The following is a 16,684-nucleotide window of genomic DNA, read 5'->3' on the forward strand; positions in this document are numbered from 1 at the left end:
AAGGCCCCAGCGGTTAACATATACTCCATATGGGTAAAGAGACCAAAGCGCCGCCACGAGTGGCGCTTTGCGTTTGAAAAAAACTAGCTCGTCTAAGAGGAACTAGCATGTTAGACCGTTTTACCGATCGCGCGCGCAAGGTCATGTCCATGGCCAAGCAGGAGGCGCTCGATCTTCATTCAAATAAGGTGGGTACCGAGCATCTGTTGCTTGCGCTCGCCAAGGAGGACGAGGGCATTGCCGCTGAGGCGCTGCGCTCGCTCGATATCTCCTACGACGACATCATGGATACCCTCAAAGAGGTCCAGACCACGGTTCCCGAGCCCAGCGAGGAGACCGAGGCTGCCAAGCTTGCCTTTACGCCGCTCGTCATTAGCGTGATGGAGCGCTCCTTCCGCGTGGCGCGTGAGAACAACCAGACCTACGTGTCGACCGAGCACTTGCTGATCGGCATCGTCGAAGAGGGCAACGGCATGGCCATGGACATCCTCATGCGCCTGGGTGTGTCGTCCGCCTCCATCAAAAAGGCTATCGAGAAACTCACCGCCAAGGATCAGGACAAGAAGCGTCCGCTCGCCGGAGCCGGCGCCGGTCGCCCCGGTGCGGGCTTGCCGTTCTTTAGCGGCTCGGATGCCTCTCAGCAAAGGGGGGGCGGCACCGACACGCTCAAGCAGTTCGCCACCAACCTCACGCAGAAGGCGCGCGACGGCGAGCTCGATCCCGTGATTGGCCGCGAAAAGGAAGTCCAGCGCATGATGGAGATCCTTTCGCGCCGCACCAAGAACAATCCGCTTATCCTGGGCGATCCCGGCGTGGGCAAGACGGCTATCGTCGAGGGCCTGGCGCAGCAGATTGCTGCTGGCAATGTGCCCGAGAATCTTATGAACCAGAATATCTGGACGCTCGATCTGCCGGGTCTTGTCGCGGGTGCCAAGTATCGCGGTGAGTTTGAGGAGCGCCTCAAGAACGTGATCCAGGAGGCGACCGAAGCCGACGACGTCATCTTGTTTATCGACGAGATGCACACCATCATCGGTGCCGGTTCTGCCGAGGGTTCTATCGATGCGAGCTCTATGCTCAAGCCCGTGCTCGCGCGCGGTGCTTTCCAGATCATTGGTGCCACCACGGCCGAGGAGTTCCGTAAGTACCTCACTAAAGATCCGGCCTTTGAGCGCCGCTTCCAGACCATCGATGTCGAGGAGCCGAGCGTCGAGGACACGGTCAAGATCCTGACCGCGCTCAAGCCGCGCTACGAGGAGCACCACCATGTGCGCTATACGCAGGGTGCTATCGAGGCCGCCGCGAACCTTTCCAACCGCTACATTCAGGATCGCTTCCTGCCCGATAAGGCCATCGACCTCATTGACGAGGCCGGTGCCCGCGCCCGCATCGCCGCCAACCGCGCGCCCGAGCCGGTGCGCGAGGCCGAGCATCGTATAGAGGAGCTCAAGGCCGCCGCGCAGGAGGCCACCGAGGGCGATGACATGAACAAGGCCGCCGAGATCACCGAGCAGCAGAAGGCCGCCGAGATTGAACTCGCCGAAGCCAAGGCCGCCTGGACCGCCGAGCTCGACGCCAGCCCGCTCACCATCGACGTGAGTCAGATTGCCGACATCGTGTCCGTGACCTCTGGCGTGCCGGTTTCCTCGCTCACCGAGAGCGAGAGCCGTCGCCTGCTGCAGACCGAAAGCGTGCTCAAGACCCGCATTATCGGCCAGGACGAGGCCGTCGAGGCCGTCGCCAAGGCCGTGCGCCGCAGCCGCTCGCCGCTCAAGGACCCGCGTCGTCCCGGCGGCAGCTTTATCTTCCTGGGTCCCACCGGCACGGGCAAGACCGAGCTCGCCAAGACGCTCGCCGAGTATCTCTTTGGCAGCAAAGACGCGCTCATCAGCTTCGACATGTCCGAGTTCGGTAGCGAGTTCGAGGTCTCCAAGCTCATCGGTAGCCCTCCGGGCTACGTCGGTCACGACGAGGGCGGCCAGCTCACCAAGGCCGTTCGTCGCCACCCGTACTCGGTCGTGCTGTTCGACGAGATCGAGAAGGCGCACCCCGATATCTTCAACATCTTGCTGCAGGTGCTGGAGGAGGGCCGCCTGACCGATAGCCAGGGCAAGACGGTCGACTTCCGCAACACCGTGATCATCATGACGTCCAATGTGGGCGCCCGCGAGATTGCGCAGGATGCGAGCGTGGGCTTTGGCACCACCGGCGAGCAGGGTCTCACGTCGAGTGAGATCCGTGGTCGCGCGATGGGCGAGCTCAAGCGCCTGTTCCGCCCCGAGCTGCTCAACCGTATCGACGACATCGTGGTGTTCCAGAAGCTCTCGGGCGAGAATCTCACCAAGATCGCGCACCTGCTGGTGGACGACCTGCGCCAGCGTCTGATTGCCAACGGCATGAACATCAAGCTCACCGATGCGGCCTATGACAAGATCGTGGCCGAGGGCACCGACCTCACCAACGGTGCGCGTCCGCTGCGCCGTGCTATTCAAAAGCTCATCGAGGACCCGCTGTCCGAGGAACTTCTGGCCGGCGAGTGGGGCGAGGGCGATACCGTCCTGTGCGACGTGGCCGATGGCAAGTTTGTCTTTAGCCACGGCACGGGCGAGATTCCGGCACCGCGTCCGGCAGGTACGCTCGGTGGCGATACCACCCCGGCGGCACCGCACACTGGCAGCGCCGCGCCCGTGAGCGGCGGCGTGACCTCGGGCCCCGGCGGCATGATGCAAGCCGGTTCCGGCGCGCTGTAGGGCGTAACAAAACCTTGTGTCCACGAGGGCGTTCCAAAGGAGCGCCCTTTTTCTGTTGGAAAGCCCCCTTCGTTCAAAGTAGATCTCATTAAACATATCAATGGCGTATGCATAAACGTTGATCAAGCGTTGAGGTTGGTTGAAGGGTCCAACGTTCCTTCGGCGCGGCCCGTCTAACCTGCTTTACCTTAATAAAGTGGCGTCTCCCCACCGTTAGCCGATGATGCAAGGGCGCTCGGCGTTTTCGACTGGTTTATGCACGCAAAGTCTGGGAATATACAAGGCGCATGTCTTACTGTCTAACCAGTTGCGCCAAGGAGGCACCATGGATTACAAGATCACCGGCTACGAGCCCGCCCAGCTGTTCCATTTCTTTGAGGAGGTCAGCGCGATCCCCCGTGGGTCTGGCAACGAGAAGGGCATCAGCGATTTCCTGGTTGCGTTTGCCAAGGAGCGCGGCCTCGATGTGTACCAGGATGAGGTCTACAACGTCATCATTCGCAAGCCCGCTTCTGCCGGCGCCGAGAATGCCCCGACTGTGATGCTGCAGGGCCACATCGATATGGTGTGCGACAAGTTGGGCTCTGTTGAGCACGACTTTACGACCGACGGTATCGACCTGGTCGTGAAGGACGGCGTCCTCACCGCTAACGGCACCACCCTGGGCGCCGACAACGGTATTGCTGTCGCTCTGATGCTTACTGTGCTCAACGACGATTCGATTGCTCACCCCGCCCTCGAGTGCGTATTCACCACCGACGAGGAGACTGGCCTGGTCGGCGCCGAGACGCTCGACAAGTCCCAGATCAGCGCCCGCACCATGATTAACCTTGACTCCGAGGAAGAGGGCGTTGCCACCGTCAGCTGCGCCGGTGGCGTCGTCGTTACCTACACCTGCCCCATCGTACGCGAGCACAAGACCGGCAGCACCCTCACGCTCGACATCTCCGGCCTACTGGGTGGTCATTCCGGCAACGATATCAACCTGGAGCGCGGCAACGGCAACCTCATCATGGCCCGCATCATCGACCGCCTGATGGTCGCCGGCGAGCCCGCCATCGTTAGCTTTAACGGCGGCACTAAGGACAACGCCATCAACCGTGAGTGCAAGGCCGAGCTGGTTTACGCCGACCACGCTGCCGCCGAGGCCGCGGCCCAGATCGCAAAGGGCATCATCGCCGACGTCACTGCCGAGCTCGAGGTCTTCGACCCCGGCTTTACCTGCACCGTCGAGATTGCCGACGACGCCGAGGTCGAGGCCATGGATCAGAAGTCCGCGCTTGCCCTCATCCGCGCCCTGCGTCTTGCCCCTAACGGCGTGATTCGCCGCAACGTCGCCACCGACGGCTCCGTCGAGGTTTCCTCCAACATCGGCGTGGTCGCCACTTCCGACGACCAGGTCAAGATCATGCTGTCCCCGCGCTCCTCGATCACCTCGCTGCAGAACGAGTTCAAGGACCGCCTGCAGACGCTGGCCGATGTCTTGGGCTTCGACGCCAAGTTCGAGTTCGAGTATCCCGGCTGGAGCTATGCCGAGCATTCGCCGGTCCGCGACGTTTTTGTCGAGAGCTATCGCGAGCTCTTTGGCTCCGAGCTGCGCATCGAGTCCATTCACGCCGGCCTTGAGTGCGGCCTGTTTGCTGAGGCCCTGCACGGCCTGGACGCCATCGCCGTGGGCCCGACGCTCTCCGATGTCCACACCCCGGACGAGAGCATGGAGCTCGCTTCTGCCGAGCGCTTCTACGAGCTGCTCATCGACGTCCTCAAGCGCCTCGCTGCGTAAAGGTCGCGCTAGCAGCAGTTCGAGCCACGTGCTAGCGGATTGCAAATGACATTACGAGAGGGGGCATCCGAACTTTTGCGACGGGTGCCCCCCTCTTCTTTTAAGAAATGTGGATTGATTGGCGCCTAGCCCATATCCGCCTTGATGAGGTCGAGGGTGCGCTGGCAGTTTTCGCGGACGGGGCCGAGCATGTGCTCGCGCAGGTCCGCCATGCCGGGCAGGTCGGCGTATTCGTCCATGATCTCTTCCATGCAAATGGGCACCTCGTAGGCGAGGTCCATCATGGTCGCAAAGCAAAACTTCTCGGATAGCCCGGCATCGGTGAGCGCCGCCTCCAGCGCGGGGTCGCCCATACCGTGGTATCGGCGGATAGCGCCTGGACCGATGCGCCCCACTCGATTTTCGCCGCCAACGCTCATGGCAAGGCGCGCCCGGCGGCGCATACGCTCATACGCCAAACCCGAAGCGACATCGTACATTCGAGCCATCATGGCTGCGCCGTCGTTTCCAAGGAGCAGGGAATAGTTTTTCGCGTGCGCATCCGGTGCGCCGATAATGGCGTTGAAGAACAGTATCTGCGTAAACAGATACAGGTTAAGTTGATGGTGGCTCGTATTTACGAGGAGCTCTTGAATGTCGCGTGTGGTCGGGCCGCCGTCTGCCGTGTACTTTTGGGCGGGCATCACCCCAAGTGCCTGACAGAGGTCTTCTTGATGTAGGCGCCTGATCGTTCCGTCTTTGACTTTCACGCGGTCATAGCGCTCAACAATGAGGGCAGGTTCGTCCTCAAACATACGATATTCGACGTTTGCCGTTGCGATACCGGCGCGCTGGGCGCTTTTCATGCAGACAAACTCATTGAGAGCCTCGAGTTTAAATCCGATAACGCCATTTTTGAAAATATGCGTCGTGGGCGAGGACCCCATGCATTCGCACCAGCGGTCGTTTGTGAACGCGAGCGCGAACTTGCCCTGGTTGCCTCCAAGTGACCAACTTTCATCTAGACCCATCCACGATGCATCGCGGTCATCTCTGATTGACTTGAGACGGAGAGCAATTTCGTGGTCGTCTATAGGGCGGTATTCGCCGGAGCGATGCAGGACGGCGTCGATATCTTCTTCGGCACAAAATTGCACTCCGCCCGGACAGTCGAGTCCGATACGGCTGAGCAGTGCAACGGGATTGTTGGGCCTAACGTCGAATTCGGCGGCAATCGCTTTTCGTTGGTTCTCGCTGTCGGGTAGAAGGCCAAACAGGTACGGATTCATGACCTGTTGGCCGTATGTGCGATTTGATACGGGTATGTTGGTCGATAGGGCTGGCCCGTCGTAGTCTTGGTCGTAGGAAAAGCTGATAAGACCTTTCTCATCCTGTGCGAGCGTTCCCGCAGGTACGCCGCAAATAATAGTCCGAAGCGTTTTTCTGACCATAGACTATTTCCCTTCAGACTTGGCTTGGGCGGGTGCGTTAGCGGCAATCGAGACTCCGAGATTGGACATGGCGAAATCGGCGAAGGCCCTGTCGTAGAGCTCGGACGTAAGGGGGGTATCTGCAAGAGCCGGAATAGTTGTGCTGCGACGGTTGCGATGATGAAGACGTTGAGCGTGATGGCGTCTGGAGGTGCTGCAAGGTTGATCGGCATGCGGGGCGTCGACTGGCTGCTCATTTTTCGTTTCGCCTATATCCCCTTGTGCTGCGAGCGCCAGTCCAAGAGCGTCGAAAATCGCCAACAACTTGTCGAGCCGAATACCCGTGGCGTCTCCTAGCTCGAGCGATGCGAGCAGGCGCTCCGAAACGCCGGCTTTTTTAGCGAGGGCCGCACGGGTGATTTCCTGCGACTCGCGTGCCTGACGCACATAGATGCCAGCTTGGCGTGGTGTGGTGATGGGAAGGGTATCCATGGCGATCTCCAACATGCAGACTTTTGCATATCAGTATGACATGCAAAAGTCTGCACGAAAAGGCCTCATGCAAAACTTTGCATGAGGCCTTGTACTGGCGTTGAGTTTTGAGCGATTGCGTTTGGCGTTACAGCGCCAAAATCCCCAGATGCTCAAGCAAGATCTTAAGTCCGATGAGGATGAGCACGATGCCGCCCACGATGGTGGCGGGTTTTTCGTAGCGTGCGCCAAAGGTGTGGCCAATCGCCACGCCGGCGACAGAGAAGATAAACGTTGTGACGCCGATAAGCGATACGGCGGGAACGATGTCGACCGAGAGTGCCGCAAACGAGATGCCTACGGCTAGGGCATCAATCGAGGTGGCGATGGCAAGGATTAGGTACTCGCCCAGGTCAATCCTCTCGGCATTCTTGTTGTCGCCTTCGTCCTCGTCCTCGGTAAAGGCCTCCCACAGCATTTTGCCGCCGATGAAGGCGAGCAGAATAAGGGCGATCCAGTGGTCGATGGGTCCGATGATGCCCATGAATTGACTGCCAAGCGCCCATCCGATTACGGGCATGCCGGCCTGAAAGCCGCCAAAGAACAGGCCGAGCACCGCGGCGACTTTAAGGTTGATCTTCTTCATGCCAAGGCCCTTGCAGATGGATATGGCAAAGGCGTCCATCGAAAGGCCAACGGCGAGCAGCACGAGCTCTGCGAGTCCCATAGTCTGGCTCTCTCTCTGCGGGCGGGCCCGCGTGTACCTCTTGGGGGAGTAACAAAAAAGACCCGTGGCGTACGCGTTGCGCGCACAGCCACGAGTCTCGTTCATTAAGGCAAGCCAGGCCGCATCGGCCAGTGTGTTGACTTACCGCGCCACCGGAGGCGAACCCGGTCACGCGACTACTCCCTCATTCATGTGAACCCCGATGCTACCACATAAGCAGCTCATTTGGGTTGGGGCTCTTTTGACTACCTCAGCGGTGTTCGCTCATTCTGTAAGCATCGGATTTCGCAAGCGCTGCGGGGACAAACCGTGAGAAACTATTTAGCGTTTATGGAGCGTATACGATGGGAGCGATGCCTTGGATAAGAACGAGCTGCAAAAGCGTATGGAACAGGCTATTCGCCTGACTGCCCCCGGCCAGCCGATCCGCACCGCCCTCGACATGATCATTGCTGGTCACCTGGGTGCCCTTATCTGCGTCGGCGACACCGAAAACGTACTCGCTGCCGGTAACGACGGCTTCCCGCTCAACATTTCGTTTACCTCGAACCGCCTGTTCGAGCTTTCCAAGATGGACGGCGCCATCGTCATCGATGGCGACCTCACCCAGATCCTGCGCGCCAACTTCCACCTCAATCCCGATCCCTCGCTCGCCACGAGTGAAACGGGCATGCGTCACCGTACTGCCGCTCGCATGTCGGTGCTCACCGACGCCATCGTGATCTCGGTTTCGGCTCGTCGTGCCGTCGTCAACGTGTACGTCCACGGTAAGAGCTACGAGATCCAGCCTGTCACCACCATCATGAGCTCGGTCAACCAGCTCGTCGCCACGCTCCAGACCACCCGTCAGTCGCTCGACCGCTCCCTGCTGCGTCTGACGGCCCTCGAGCTCGATGACTACGTTACGCTCGCCGACATTACCGGGATTTTCTCGAGCTTCGAGATCATGCAGCAGGCAAAGACTGAGCTTAAGGATTGCATTGTCAAGCTGGGCAACCAGGGCAAGCTCGTGCAGATGCAGCTCGAGCAGCTCGCCGGCTCCAGCATGGATACCGAGTACGACCTGATGATTCGCGACTATGCGAGCGATTCCTCCGAGGCCAATGCCGAAAAGATCCGCGCCAACCTGAGCCGCATGACGCCCAAGGACTTGTCCGACCCGCAGCATGTGGCGGCGGTTCTGGGTTACGACGACCTGGACGAGGACTCCGTCATGACGCCGCTGGGCCTGCGCACGCTTTCTCGCGTGTCCGTCGTGCGCGACGGCGTGGCCGAGAAGATCGTCGACGAGTACGGCTCGTTACAGGAGCTCATGGATGACATCAGCGAGGATCCGGAGCGCCTGGGCGACTTTGGCGTCAACAACCCTGCCATTCTTGCGGACTCGCTGTACCGCATGAAGGGCACCAAACAGGGGAACGCATAATGGCGCCCGTATGCGCCGTGGTCGTTGCCGGCGGCAGCGGCCAGCGTTTTGGAAATCCCGGCGGCAAGCAGCTCGTTAACGTGGCGGGCCGTCCGCTCATGAGCTGGTCCATCCGTGCGTTCGATCGGAGCGACAAGGTCGGCCACATCGTGGTGGTGTGTCCTGCCGAGCGCCGCGCCGAGATGCGCCGCCTGGCCATCAGCCCGTATTCGTATAACACGCCCATCAGCTTTGCCGATGCCGGCGAGACCCGCCAGGATTCCACCCGCGCAGGCGTGCACGCGGTGCCGGCGGGCTTTGAATACGTCGCCATTCACGATGGCGCCCGTCCGCTCATTACGACCGAGGCCATCGATCACGCTATCGACGTGCTTGTGGGCGACCGTGCCCTCGACGGTGTCGTGTGCGGCCAGCCTGCCATCGACACACTCAAGATCGTCGATGGCGACAACATCGTCGAGACGCCGCCGCGCGAGCTCTATTGGGCCGCGCAGACGCCGCAGATCTTTAGCGTCGACGCCATGAAGCGCGCCCATGCCGCGGCGATTGCCGAGGGCTTTATCGGCACCGACGATTCATCGCTGGTCGAGCGCATGGGTGGGCGCGTCCGCTGCGTCCAGAGCCCGCGCGATAACCTTAAGGTGACGGTACCCGAGGACCTGCGTCCCGTAACCGCGATTCTGCTTGGCCGCATGGCCGAGGGAGAGGACCTTCCCCATGTTCAGTAACCTGCGCATTGGCCATGGCTACGACGTTCACCGTCTGGTGGAGGGGCGTCGATGTATCATCGGCGGTGTCGACATTCCCTACGAGCGCGGCCTGCTGGGCCACTCGGATGCCGATGTGCTCGCGCACGCCTTGGCCGACGCCATTCTGGGCGCCTGCCGCGGGGGAGATATCGGCAAGCTATTCCCCGACACCGATCCCGCCTACGAGGGTGCCGATTCGATGGTGCTGCTCGCCCGCGTGATGGACTATGCGCGCGAGCTGGGCTTTGAGTTTGTCGATGCCGATTGCACCATTGCCTGTCAGCAACCCAAGGTCACTCCGCACCGCGATGCCATGCGCGCCAACCTTGCCCATGCCCTGGGCGTCGACGTGGAAAACGTGGGCGTCGCCGCCACCACGACCGAAAAGCTCGGTTGGGAAGGCCAAGGCGAGGGAATTGGCGCCTGGGCCGTCTGCCTGCTACAGAAAACCGTTAAGGAGTAACGAATGCGTATCTACAACAGCGCTACCCATAAAAAGGAAGAGTTTCAGCCCATCGAGTCCGGGAAGGTTCGCATGTACGTGTGCGGCCCCACGGTCTACGACAACATCCACATCGGCAATGCCCGCACGTTCATCAGCTTTGACGTGATTCGTCGCTGGCTCATCGCGAGCGGCTACGAGGTCACGTTCGCCCAGAACCTCACCGATGTCGATGACAAGATCATCAAACGCGCCAACGAGCAGGGCCGCACTGCCGCCGAGGTCGCGACGGAGTTCTCCGACAAGTTCATCGGCGTCATGCGCGCCGCCAACGTGCTCGATCCCGATGTGCGCCCCCGCGCCACCAAGGAGATCGGCCCCATGATCGCTATGATCAAGACGCTCATCGAGCAGGGCCACGCTTACGCAGCCGATAACGGCGACGTGTACTTTGCCGTGCGCAGCGATCCCAACTATGGTCAGGTCTCGGGCCGCAACATCGATGACCTTATGGTTGGCGCGCGCATCGAGGAGAACGAGGACAAGAACGACCCGCTCGACTTTGCCTTGTGGAAGGCCGCCAAGCCCGGCGAGCCCAGCTGGCCGAGCCCCTGGGGCGAGGGCCGTCCCGGTTGGCACACCGAGTGCGCCGCCATGGTGCACCGCTACCTGGGCACCCCGATCGACATTCATGGCGGCGGCTCCGACCTTGCCTTCCCGCATCACGAGAACGAGTGCGCCCAGGCCACCTGCGCCTGGCACCAGGGCTTCTCCAACACTTGGATGCACACGGGCATGCTGCTGGTAGACGGCGAGAAGATGTCCAAGTCGCTCGGCAACTTCTTTACGCTGGCCGAGGTCCTCGAGCAGCACTCCGCTGCCGCCCTGCGCCTGCTGATGCTGCAGACGAGCTATCGCTCGCCGCTTGACTTCTCCTGGGAGCGTCTGGATGGTGCCGAGAACTCGCTCACACGCATTGCCGGTACGGTCGAGAACCTGCGTTGGACTGCGAACCATGCGACGGCCGATGCCGATGCGGCTGCCGCCGAGGCGTTTGCCGCCAAGGCCGCCGAGACCCGTGCCACCTTTAAGGAGTGCATGGACGACGACTTTAACACCGCCGGTGCCATGGGTGCTGTCTTTGGCTTTGTCACCGAGTGCAACCAGTACCTGGAGCAGGCGGGCGATGCTGCCGACAAGGCCGCAGCCCTGGCTGCCGCCGATACGCTGGTCGAGCTGCTCGATACGTTTGGCGTCGAGCTTCCCGAGCCCAAGGTCGAGTTGCCGCTGGGCCTGCTGGGCGTTGCCGCCGGTTTGGTTGCCTACACTGGTGACGACGTAGATGAGGCCGCTGCCAAGATTCTCGAGGCCCGCGCCGAGGCCCGTGCCGCCAAGAACTGGGATCTGGCCGACGCCATCCGCGACCAGCTCAAGGACCTCGGGCTGACGATTGAAGATACGGCCGCGGGTACTCGTATTAAGAGTCTCTAGTATTTGTCGACCGTTCGAGGTGCGGCAGATTGCCTTGAAAGAGGAGGGCATAGACCTGGTGGTCATGCCCAACGATTGAAAGGCAAGGTGCCGTGGCTCGGACGGTCGATTCTTGTTCGTTATCTATTTAAGGAGGCCGTTTTATGGCCGACAATCGCAAACGTGCACCGCGTGGAGGCAAGCAGGCTGCTTCTGGCTCGCGTCCGATTCGCCGCAACGACCGCGCTGCCACTCCCAAGGGCCAGCGCGAGCGCTCCCAAGCCCAGGCTGCGCGTTCGCAGCGAGATCGCAACCGTGACAACGTTCAGGTTCCCAAGGGCGAGTTTATCGAAGGTCGTCGTGCTGCCGCCGAGGCACTGCGTACCGGCTTTCCCGTCAAGTGCGCGCTCATCGCCGAGGGCGGGGAGCGCGATGCCGCCTTGTCGCGTCTGGTCGACGACCTCAACGCCGCGGACGTCCGCATTAAGTATGTGCCGCGCACGCAGCTCGATGCGCTGTCGAGCCATGGCGCTCACCAGGGCATTGCGCTCGAGGTGGGCAATTTCCCCTATGCCGATGTCGCCGATATTCTCGATCGCGCGGGTGAAGGACCGGCGCTCGTCGTCGTGCTCGACCATGTGACCGACGATGGCAATTTTGGTGCGATCGTGCGCTCTGCCGAGGTCGTGGGCGCAGCGGGCGTCATCATTGCCAACAAGCGCGCCGCCGGTGTGACCGTGGGCAGCTACAAAACCTCCGCTGGTGCCGTCATGCACCTGCCCATCGCGCAGGTTCCCAATATCGCCCGAGCGCTTGACGACCTCAAGGCCGCCAGCTTTTGGGTGGGCGGTGCTTCCGAGCACGCCGAGGGCAGTTGCTGGGATGCTCCCTTCGAGGGCCGCGTTGCGCTCGTCATGGGCTCCGAGGGCGACGGCATCTCGCGCCTGGTGCTCGAGAAATGCGACTTTTTGACCAAGCTTCCCCAGCGCGGCATGACCGAGAGTCTCAATGTGGCCCAGGCGACCACCGCGCTGTGCTTTGAGTGGCTGCGCCGCAATGCCGGCGAGCTCATGGGGGAGGAGTAGCGCATGTCCAAGAAGAACCGCGCCAAGTCCAAGGCCAAGCGCTTTGGCGAAGGCTCGGCCAAGCCGATTGTTTCGGCCGCGACCTATGGCGTGGGCGGCAATGCGTTTGCGCAGGCCATCGCCGACCCGGTCTCGACGGTGCACTCCAATAAGCCCGAGCTGCTGGTGGTCGACGGCTACAACGTGATCCACTGCACGCCGCGCTACGAAAAGCTCGTCTACGACCATTCCGATGATCCGTATTCCAGCGACGTTCACGATATGGCGCGCACGGCACTCATCAACGATGTTGCCGCGTTTGCCCAGGGCCGCTACGAGGCCGTAATCGTGTTCGACGGCGCGGGCAATATCTCCAGCGAGCGCCCCAACCTGCCGGCCCGCGGCGTGCGCATCGAGTTTTCGCCGACGGGCGTATCGGCAGATACTGTGGTGCAGAAGCTCTGCATCGAGGCGCGCGAGGAAGGCCGCGCGTGCTCCGTGGTGTCGAGCGACGGCACGATCCAGGCCGTCGTCATGGGTAAGGGCGTTACGCGCATCTCGAGCCGCATGCTGGTGGACGAGATCAAGCAGATAGATAACGACGTTCACGAGGCAGAGGAAGCTCCGCAGATCAAGATGACCCTGGGCAGCCGCCTGAGCCCCGATGCCCTGGCCAAGCTCAAGGCCCTGCGCGGGAGGTAGGGGATTATCCATAGAGACCCGTTTCCCAATTGGCCGGCCCGTTGATTTGTAATCAACGGACTGTGGGTTGCCGTCGCCAAAACGAATAGTTTTTGGTTTTGGCGAACGGATAAAACTATTCGTTCTGACGAATAGTTTTGAGATATGGTCGGTCGAAGGGTCTGTTGCGCCTCGTCCGCAATTCCTTTATTCTTAACTGGCTTCGCGCGAAAGCGCCAAGTGTGCCAGTGTGGCGCAACGGTAGCGCAACTGATTTGTAATCAGTGGGTTGCAGGTTCGATTCCTGTCACTGGCTCCATGAAAGTTTCGGGCTCTGTTCCTTGTGGGACAGGGCCCGTTTCTATTTATGTCGGTAAGTCAGCGGGTTTGGCGCCCATCCCGTTTTTGGTTTGTCTCGTCCTCCAGTTTGTCTAAATCTGTAACACCAAGACCGATATTCGGCATCTAACTGTTACAGATTGAGATGAAACTTAGGGTGTTTTAGGAATATCTTGATCTGTAGCATATAGAAGCGGAATAGGCCTCTTGCTGTTACAGATCGAGACAAGGGCGGGCGCGGATCTGGATGTCCTGCTCGAGCGTGGATTTCTGGATACGCGAGCGAAGAAAATCTCCCGACCGGAGAACGAGCGTGGATAATTAACTTGGATAGGGAGCTAAGGTAAACACCGATTGTCTATCGACGGCTTTAGAAACAACGACCCCGATTTCATTGTGGAATCGGGGTCGTTTGTGCCTCAGGAATCCGAATGGATTAATCGAGCTCCTAAGGAACTTCTTGGGTTCTTGCTAATGGTCTGCCGAGGATGTCCCCAATGCAAACAGCGGGCATCTACTCAATATAGCTGGGGTTCTTCTTGATGATCACGCGTGCAGCGATGAAGGAGACGACGATGGCGATGATGGCGACAACGCATGCCAGCACGAAGTTACCCATGGACCCATCGGGAGCAATAAAGATGAGTGCCGAAAGAAGGCCGGGGCATGCTCCCGCAACATACTCTTTCAGAACAAAGATGCCTGCAGGGAGTCCAGCGCAGAGCGCGCCGATTGCCGTGCCGACAAGCAGGCGGGGACGCTCGATGAGGCAACCGTAGAACGCGGGTTCGGTTACGCCACAGAGTGCGGTGACGGCAACCGTGGTGACCATACCCCTCTTCTCTTTGTTTCCCTTCATGGCAGTTGCCAGGGCGAGGCTCGTGCCGCCAATGCAGAGGTTCGAGATGAATCCAAAGATAATGGGTGCCCAACCGAGCTGCGCCAGGCTCGTAACTTCGATTGCGATGTAAGCCTTATCGAGACCGAGCATGACGAAATAGGGGTTAAGGGCTGCCAGGATCGGAGTAGCGATAAATGCCACGTTGTCCATAAGCCACGTGACGGCATCGCTCAGCGCGTAGCCCATCATGCTGCCGGCGGGGCCAAGGATAATAAGCTCGACGGGCACGACGATGATCATGGTGAGCAGCGGCTTCAAGAACAGTTTGGTAACGTCGGGAATGATCTTCTGAAGGCCGCGGTCGACAAAGTACATGAATACAACGCCCAGTACGATGGGCACTACCGTACTCGAATAGTCGTTCGTCGGGATGGGAATACCAAGAAAGTCGAGACCCTCGGCACCGCTAATGGACGAGCTGATCATGATCGCGCCCAGCAATGCGCCCATGATGGGCTGCATCTTCATGACGGCCGCGAGCTGATAACCAAGATAAACGGGTAAGAAGCTAAACGAAGCGCTAAAGATCGCCAACAGGACCTGGGCGGTTCCGCTATCGGTGCTCAATCCGCAATAATTGACCAGGAGATTCTTGATCGAAAGAATGAGTCCGCCAACGATGAGCGCCGGGACGATGGGCATGAATACCTGTGCAGAGACGTTCCCGAATTTCTCAATCAAGCCCATGGCGGTGTTACCGCTTTTAATGCCTTCTGCAATGTCTTTGGCGGTTTGGGCATCGTCGGCAACCGTGCCACCGCCGACTTCGATTCCCGCGAAGTCGAGGAAGTCGTTGTAAGCCTCGGTGACGTTGGGGCCGATGATCACCTGAAGCTGGCCACCGCTGACTACTGCCCCGAGCGCCTGATCGGCCGATTTGGCGAGCTGGAGATCGATGATCGAGGTGTCTCGTGCGTCGATGCGAAGGCGCGTCGCACAATGAGTTACCGATGTAATGTTCTCTTTGCCGCCAACAGCCTTTAGGACTGTTTCGGACATTGCCTGATATTTCATCTCTTTCTCCTAACCTTCCTGCTCCTGATACTTCGAGATAAGGTCTCGGTACCAATACCAGCTCTTTTTGGGGGTGCGCTCCAGATTGTTCTCGAAGTCGATATGGACAAGTCCGTATCGTTTTTCGTAGCCGTTGATCCAGCTATACAGATCCATCGTCGACCAGAGGTAGTAGCCCTCAACGCGCGCGCCGTCGCGCTTAGCCCTCATCATGTGCTCGATGAACTGGCCCAGAAGCTCGATGCGGTCATCATCGTGGATCATTCCGTCTGCGTCTGGTTGCTCATAGGCGCCATGTCCGTTTTCCGTAATAAAGATGCGGGGCGCGTCATAGCGCTCGTGGACATCCATGATGGTTGAATACATGCAACCTGGGAGTATTTCGCGGCCCCATTTATTGCGGGGAACATTGCTGTCGCGGGCGCTTTCAAACAAGGGCGCAATGCATTTTCCTTCGACCTTTTTGCTCGAACCGCCCTTATTGTTCGCCGAAACGGCAAGCTCTCCACCGTGCCAGTCGGTTACATACTCTCGGCAATACACGTTGAGTCCAATAAAATCGACTTTACCGTCTCTGAATTCTTCTACGTCATTTGGGGATCGATAGAGCGAGACGCCAAGTTTTTCAAGGATTTCGTCCATTTCTGGCGGCAGTTGACCCTGAAGCGCTGGTGCCAGAATCATGCGATTGGCGAAAAAGTCTGCGTATCGAAATACGTCATCAGGGTGCTCGGTTGCCGGGTCGAGTTCGACAACGCCGCCATCGTGGACGGCGCCGATGATGCCGTCGTAGCCCATTTGACGATATGTTCGGACTGCGAGTGCGCTCGCGCGCATCAGGTTGTACTGAAACTGCATGTACGACTGAACGTCGAGCGATCGATTGGGGGGATAGTTGCCCAACATGTTTACGCAGTAGCTGTAGAAATGCGGCTCGTTAACGGTAGCCCAGATTTTGACGCGGTCTCCAAAGCGCTCAAAGCAAATCTTGGCGTATTTGCAGAACCACTCTGCCATGTCGTTGTTCAGCCATCCGCCTTTGCAAGCAAGCGTGAATGGTAGATCGTAATGGAACAGCGTAACGTTGGGCTCTATGCCATTTTCGAGGCAACAATCAATGACCCGATTATAAAAATCGATACCCTCTTCATTCACTTCGCCGATACCCGTGGGGATGATTCGACTCCATGAAAGAGAGAAGCGATAAGTGTTTTGTCCGCCTTCTTTCATCATGCGGATATCTTCTTCATAGCGATGGTAGAAGTCGCAAGATACATCACCGTCAACATGGTTGATGTTCTTATTGCTTGTGTGGCTAAAGAAATCCCACTCGCCAAGGCCTTTGCCGTCTTCGTTCCAGGCACCCTCGCACTGATAAGACGCCGTGGCGGAACCCCAGAGAAACGGCATGTTGTTCACGTTGTCCATGAATCCCCTTTCCATCATTCAACACGGTGG

The 16,684-nt window shown here is 59.4% G+C and carries 13 protein-coding genes and 1 tRNA gene; 9 read left to right on the forward strand and 5 right to left on the reverse strand.

Features of this window, described 5'->3' with window-relative positions:
• Positions 1-107 precede the first annotated feature (107 nt).
• Positions 108-2,750: an ATP-dependent Clp protease ATP-binding subunit gene (locus DXA43_RS01790; protein ID WP_117806093.1), complete on the forward strand. Its 2,643-nt coding sequence runs from the start codon at positions 108-110 to the stop codon at positions 2,748-2,750.
• A 325-nt stretch (positions 2,751-3,075) separates the two neighbouring features.
• Complete coding sequence (locus DXA43_RS01795) at positions 3,076-4,533, forward strand: aminoacyl-histidine dipeptidase (RefSeq protein WP_117806094.1); 1,458 nt, start codon at positions 3,076-3,078, stop codon at positions 4,531-4,533.
• 125 nt (positions 4,534-4,658) lie between these two features.
• Here DXA43_RS01795 and DXA43_RS01800 read toward each other — a convergent pair whose 3' ends face one another.
• From DXA43_RS01800 to DXA43_RS01810, 3 genes are all read right to left on the reverse strand, one after another.
• Positions 4,659-5,963, reverse strand: a complete 1,305-nt coding sequence (locus tag DXA43_RS01800) for a type II toxin-antitoxin system HipA family toxin (protein WP_117806095.1) — start codon at positions 5,961-5,963, stop codon at positions 4,659-4,661.
• Between the two features lie 3 nt (positions 5,964-5,966).
• Positions 5,967-6,434, reverse strand: a complete 468-nt coding sequence (locus tag DXA43_RS01805) for a helix-turn-helix transcriptional regulator (RefSeq protein ID WP_117806096.1) — start codon at positions 6,432-6,434, stop codon at positions 5,967-5,969.
• 127 nt (positions 6,435-6,561) lie between these two features.
• The gene (locus tag DXA43_RS01810; protein ID WP_117806097.1) at positions 6,562-7,140 is read right to left on the reverse strand and encodes a manganese efflux pump MntP family protein; all 579 of its coding nucleotides are present in this window, start codon (positions 7,138-7,140) and stop codon (positions 6,562-6,564) included.
• Positions 7,141-7,525: 385 nt separating this feature from the next.
• On the opposite strand from DXA43_RS01810, the gene disA reads away from it, so the two are divergent.
• The 7 genes from disA (at position 7,526) to DXA43_RS01845 (ending at position 13,291) form a co-directional block, all read left to right on the forward strand.
• Positions 7,526-8,566: a DNA integrity scanning diadenylate cyclase DisA gene (disA, locus tag DXA43_RS01815; RefSeq protein ID WP_369831362.1), complete on the forward strand. Its 1,041-nt coding sequence runs from the start codon at positions 7,526-7,528 to the stop codon at positions 8,564-8,566.
• Positions 8,566-9,294, forward strand: coding sequence for a 2-C-methyl-D-erythritol 4-phosphate cytidylyltransferase (ispD, locus tag DXA43_RS01820; protein WP_117806098.1), 729 nt, complete (start codon positions 8,566-8,568; stop codon positions 9,292-9,294). The genes disA and ispD overlap by 1 nt, the downstream gene beginning before the upstream one ends.
• The gene (gene ispF, locus DXA43_RS01825; RefSeq protein WP_089572523.1) at positions 9,284-9,778 is read left to right on the forward strand and encodes a 2-C-methyl-D-erythritol 2,4-cyclodiphosphate synthase; all 495 of its coding nucleotides are present in this window, start codon (positions 9,284-9,286) and stop codon (positions 9,776-9,778) included. Before ispD ends, ispF begins: the two co-directional genes overlap by 11 nt.
• Positions 9,779-9,781: 3 nt before the next feature.
• Positions 9,782-11,248: a cysteine--tRNA ligase gene (gene cysS, locus DXA43_RS01830; protein ID WP_117806099.1), complete on the forward strand. Its 1,467-nt coding sequence runs from the start codon at positions 9,782-9,784 to the stop codon at positions 11,246-11,248.
• A 143-nt stretch (positions 11,249-11,391) separates the two neighbouring features.
• Positions 11,392-12,312 carry a 23S rRNA (guanosine(2251)-2'-O)-methyltransferase RlmB gene (gene rlmB, locus DXA43_RS01835; RefSeq protein ID WP_089572521.1) on the forward strand — a complete coding sequence of 307 codons (921 nt, stop codon included), beginning with the start codon at positions 11,392-11,394 and terminating at the stop codon, positions 12,310-12,312.
• A 3-nt stretch (positions 12,313-12,315) separates the two neighbouring features.
• Positions 12,316-12,993, forward strand: coding sequence for an NYN domain-containing protein (locus DXA43_RS01840; protein WP_006234978.1), 678 nt, complete (start codon positions 12,316-12,318; stop codon positions 12,991-12,993).
• Positions 12,994-13,216: 223 nt separating this feature from the next.
• A tRNA-Thr gene (locus DXA43_RS01845) sits at positions 13,217-13,291 on the forward strand.
• A gap of 534 nt (positions 13,292-13,825) precedes the next feature.
• Here the strand turns inward: DXA43_RS01845 and DXA43_RS01850 are convergent.
• Both DXA43_RS01850 and DXA43_RS01855 read right to left on the reverse strand, forming a co-directional pair.
• Complete coding sequence (locus DXA43_RS01850) at positions 13,826-15,226, reverse strand: PTS transporter subunit EIIC (RefSeq protein WP_117806100.1); 1,401 nt, start codon at positions 15,224-15,226, stop codon at positions 13,826-13,828.
• A 9-nt stretch (positions 15,227-15,235) separates the two neighbouring features.
• On the reverse strand, positions 15,236-16,654 hold the full coding sequence (locus DXA43_RS01855; protein WP_117646059.1) for a glycoside hydrolase family 1 protein: 1,419 nt from the start codon (positions 16,652-16,654) through the stop codon (positions 15,236-15,238).
• Positions 16,655-16,684 lie beyond the last annotated feature (30 nt).

The organism is Collinsella sp. OF02-10, assembly GCF_003463445.1.
Lineage (GTDB): Bacteria > Actinomycetota > Coriobacteriia > Coriobacteriales > Coriobacteriaceae > Collinsella.

Coding starts and splice junctions, on each gene's coding strand:
- DXA43_RS01790 (WP_117806093.1), top strand. CDS start 108: ATGTTAGACCGTTTTACCGATCGCGCGCGCAAGGTCATGTCCATGGCC.
- DXA43_RS01795 (WP_117806094.1), top strand. CDS start 3,076: ATGGATTACAAGATCACCGGCTACGAGCCCGCCCAGCTGTTCCATTTC.
- DXA43_RS01800 (WP_117806095.1), bottom strand. CDS start 5,963: ATGGTCAGAAAAACGCTTCGGACTATTATTTGCGGCGTACCTGCGGGA.
- DXA43_RS01805 (WP_117806096.1), bottom strand. CDS start 6,434: ATGGATACCCTTCCCATCACCACACCACGCCAAGCTGGCATCTATGTG.
- DXA43_RS01810 (WP_117806097.1), bottom strand. CDS start 7,140: ATGGGACTCGCAGAGCTCGTGCTGCTCGCCGTTGGCCTTTCGATGGAC.
- disA (WP_369831362.1), top strand. CDS start 7,526: ATGGAACAGGCTATTCGCCTGACTGCCCCCGGCCAGCCGATCCGCACC.
- ispD (WP_117806098.1), top strand. CDS start 8,566: ATGGCGCCCGTATGCGCCGTGGTCGTTGCCGGCGGCAGCGGCCAGCGT.
- ispF (WP_089572523.1), top strand. CDS start 9,284: ATGTTCAGTAACCTGCGCATTGGCCATGGCTACGACGTTCACCGTCTG.
- cysS (WP_117806099.1), top strand. CDS start 9,782: ATGCGTATCTACAACAGCGCTACCCATAAAAAGGAAGAGTTTCAGCCC.
- rlmB (WP_089572521.1), top strand. CDS start 11,392: ATGGCCGACAATCGCAAACGTGCACCGCGTGGAGGCAAGCAGGCTGCT.
- DXA43_RS01840 (WP_006234978.1), top strand. CDS start 12,316: ATGTCCAAGAAGAACCGCGCCAAGTCCAAGGCCAAGCGCTTTGGCGAA.
- DXA43_RS01850 (WP_117806100.1), bottom strand. CDS start 15,226: ATGAAATATCAGGCAATGTCCGAAACAGTCCTAAAGGCTGTTGGCGGC.
- DXA43_RS01855 (WP_117646059.1), bottom strand. CDS start 16,654: ATGGACAACGTGAACAACATGCCGTTTCTCTGGGGTTCCGCCACGGCG.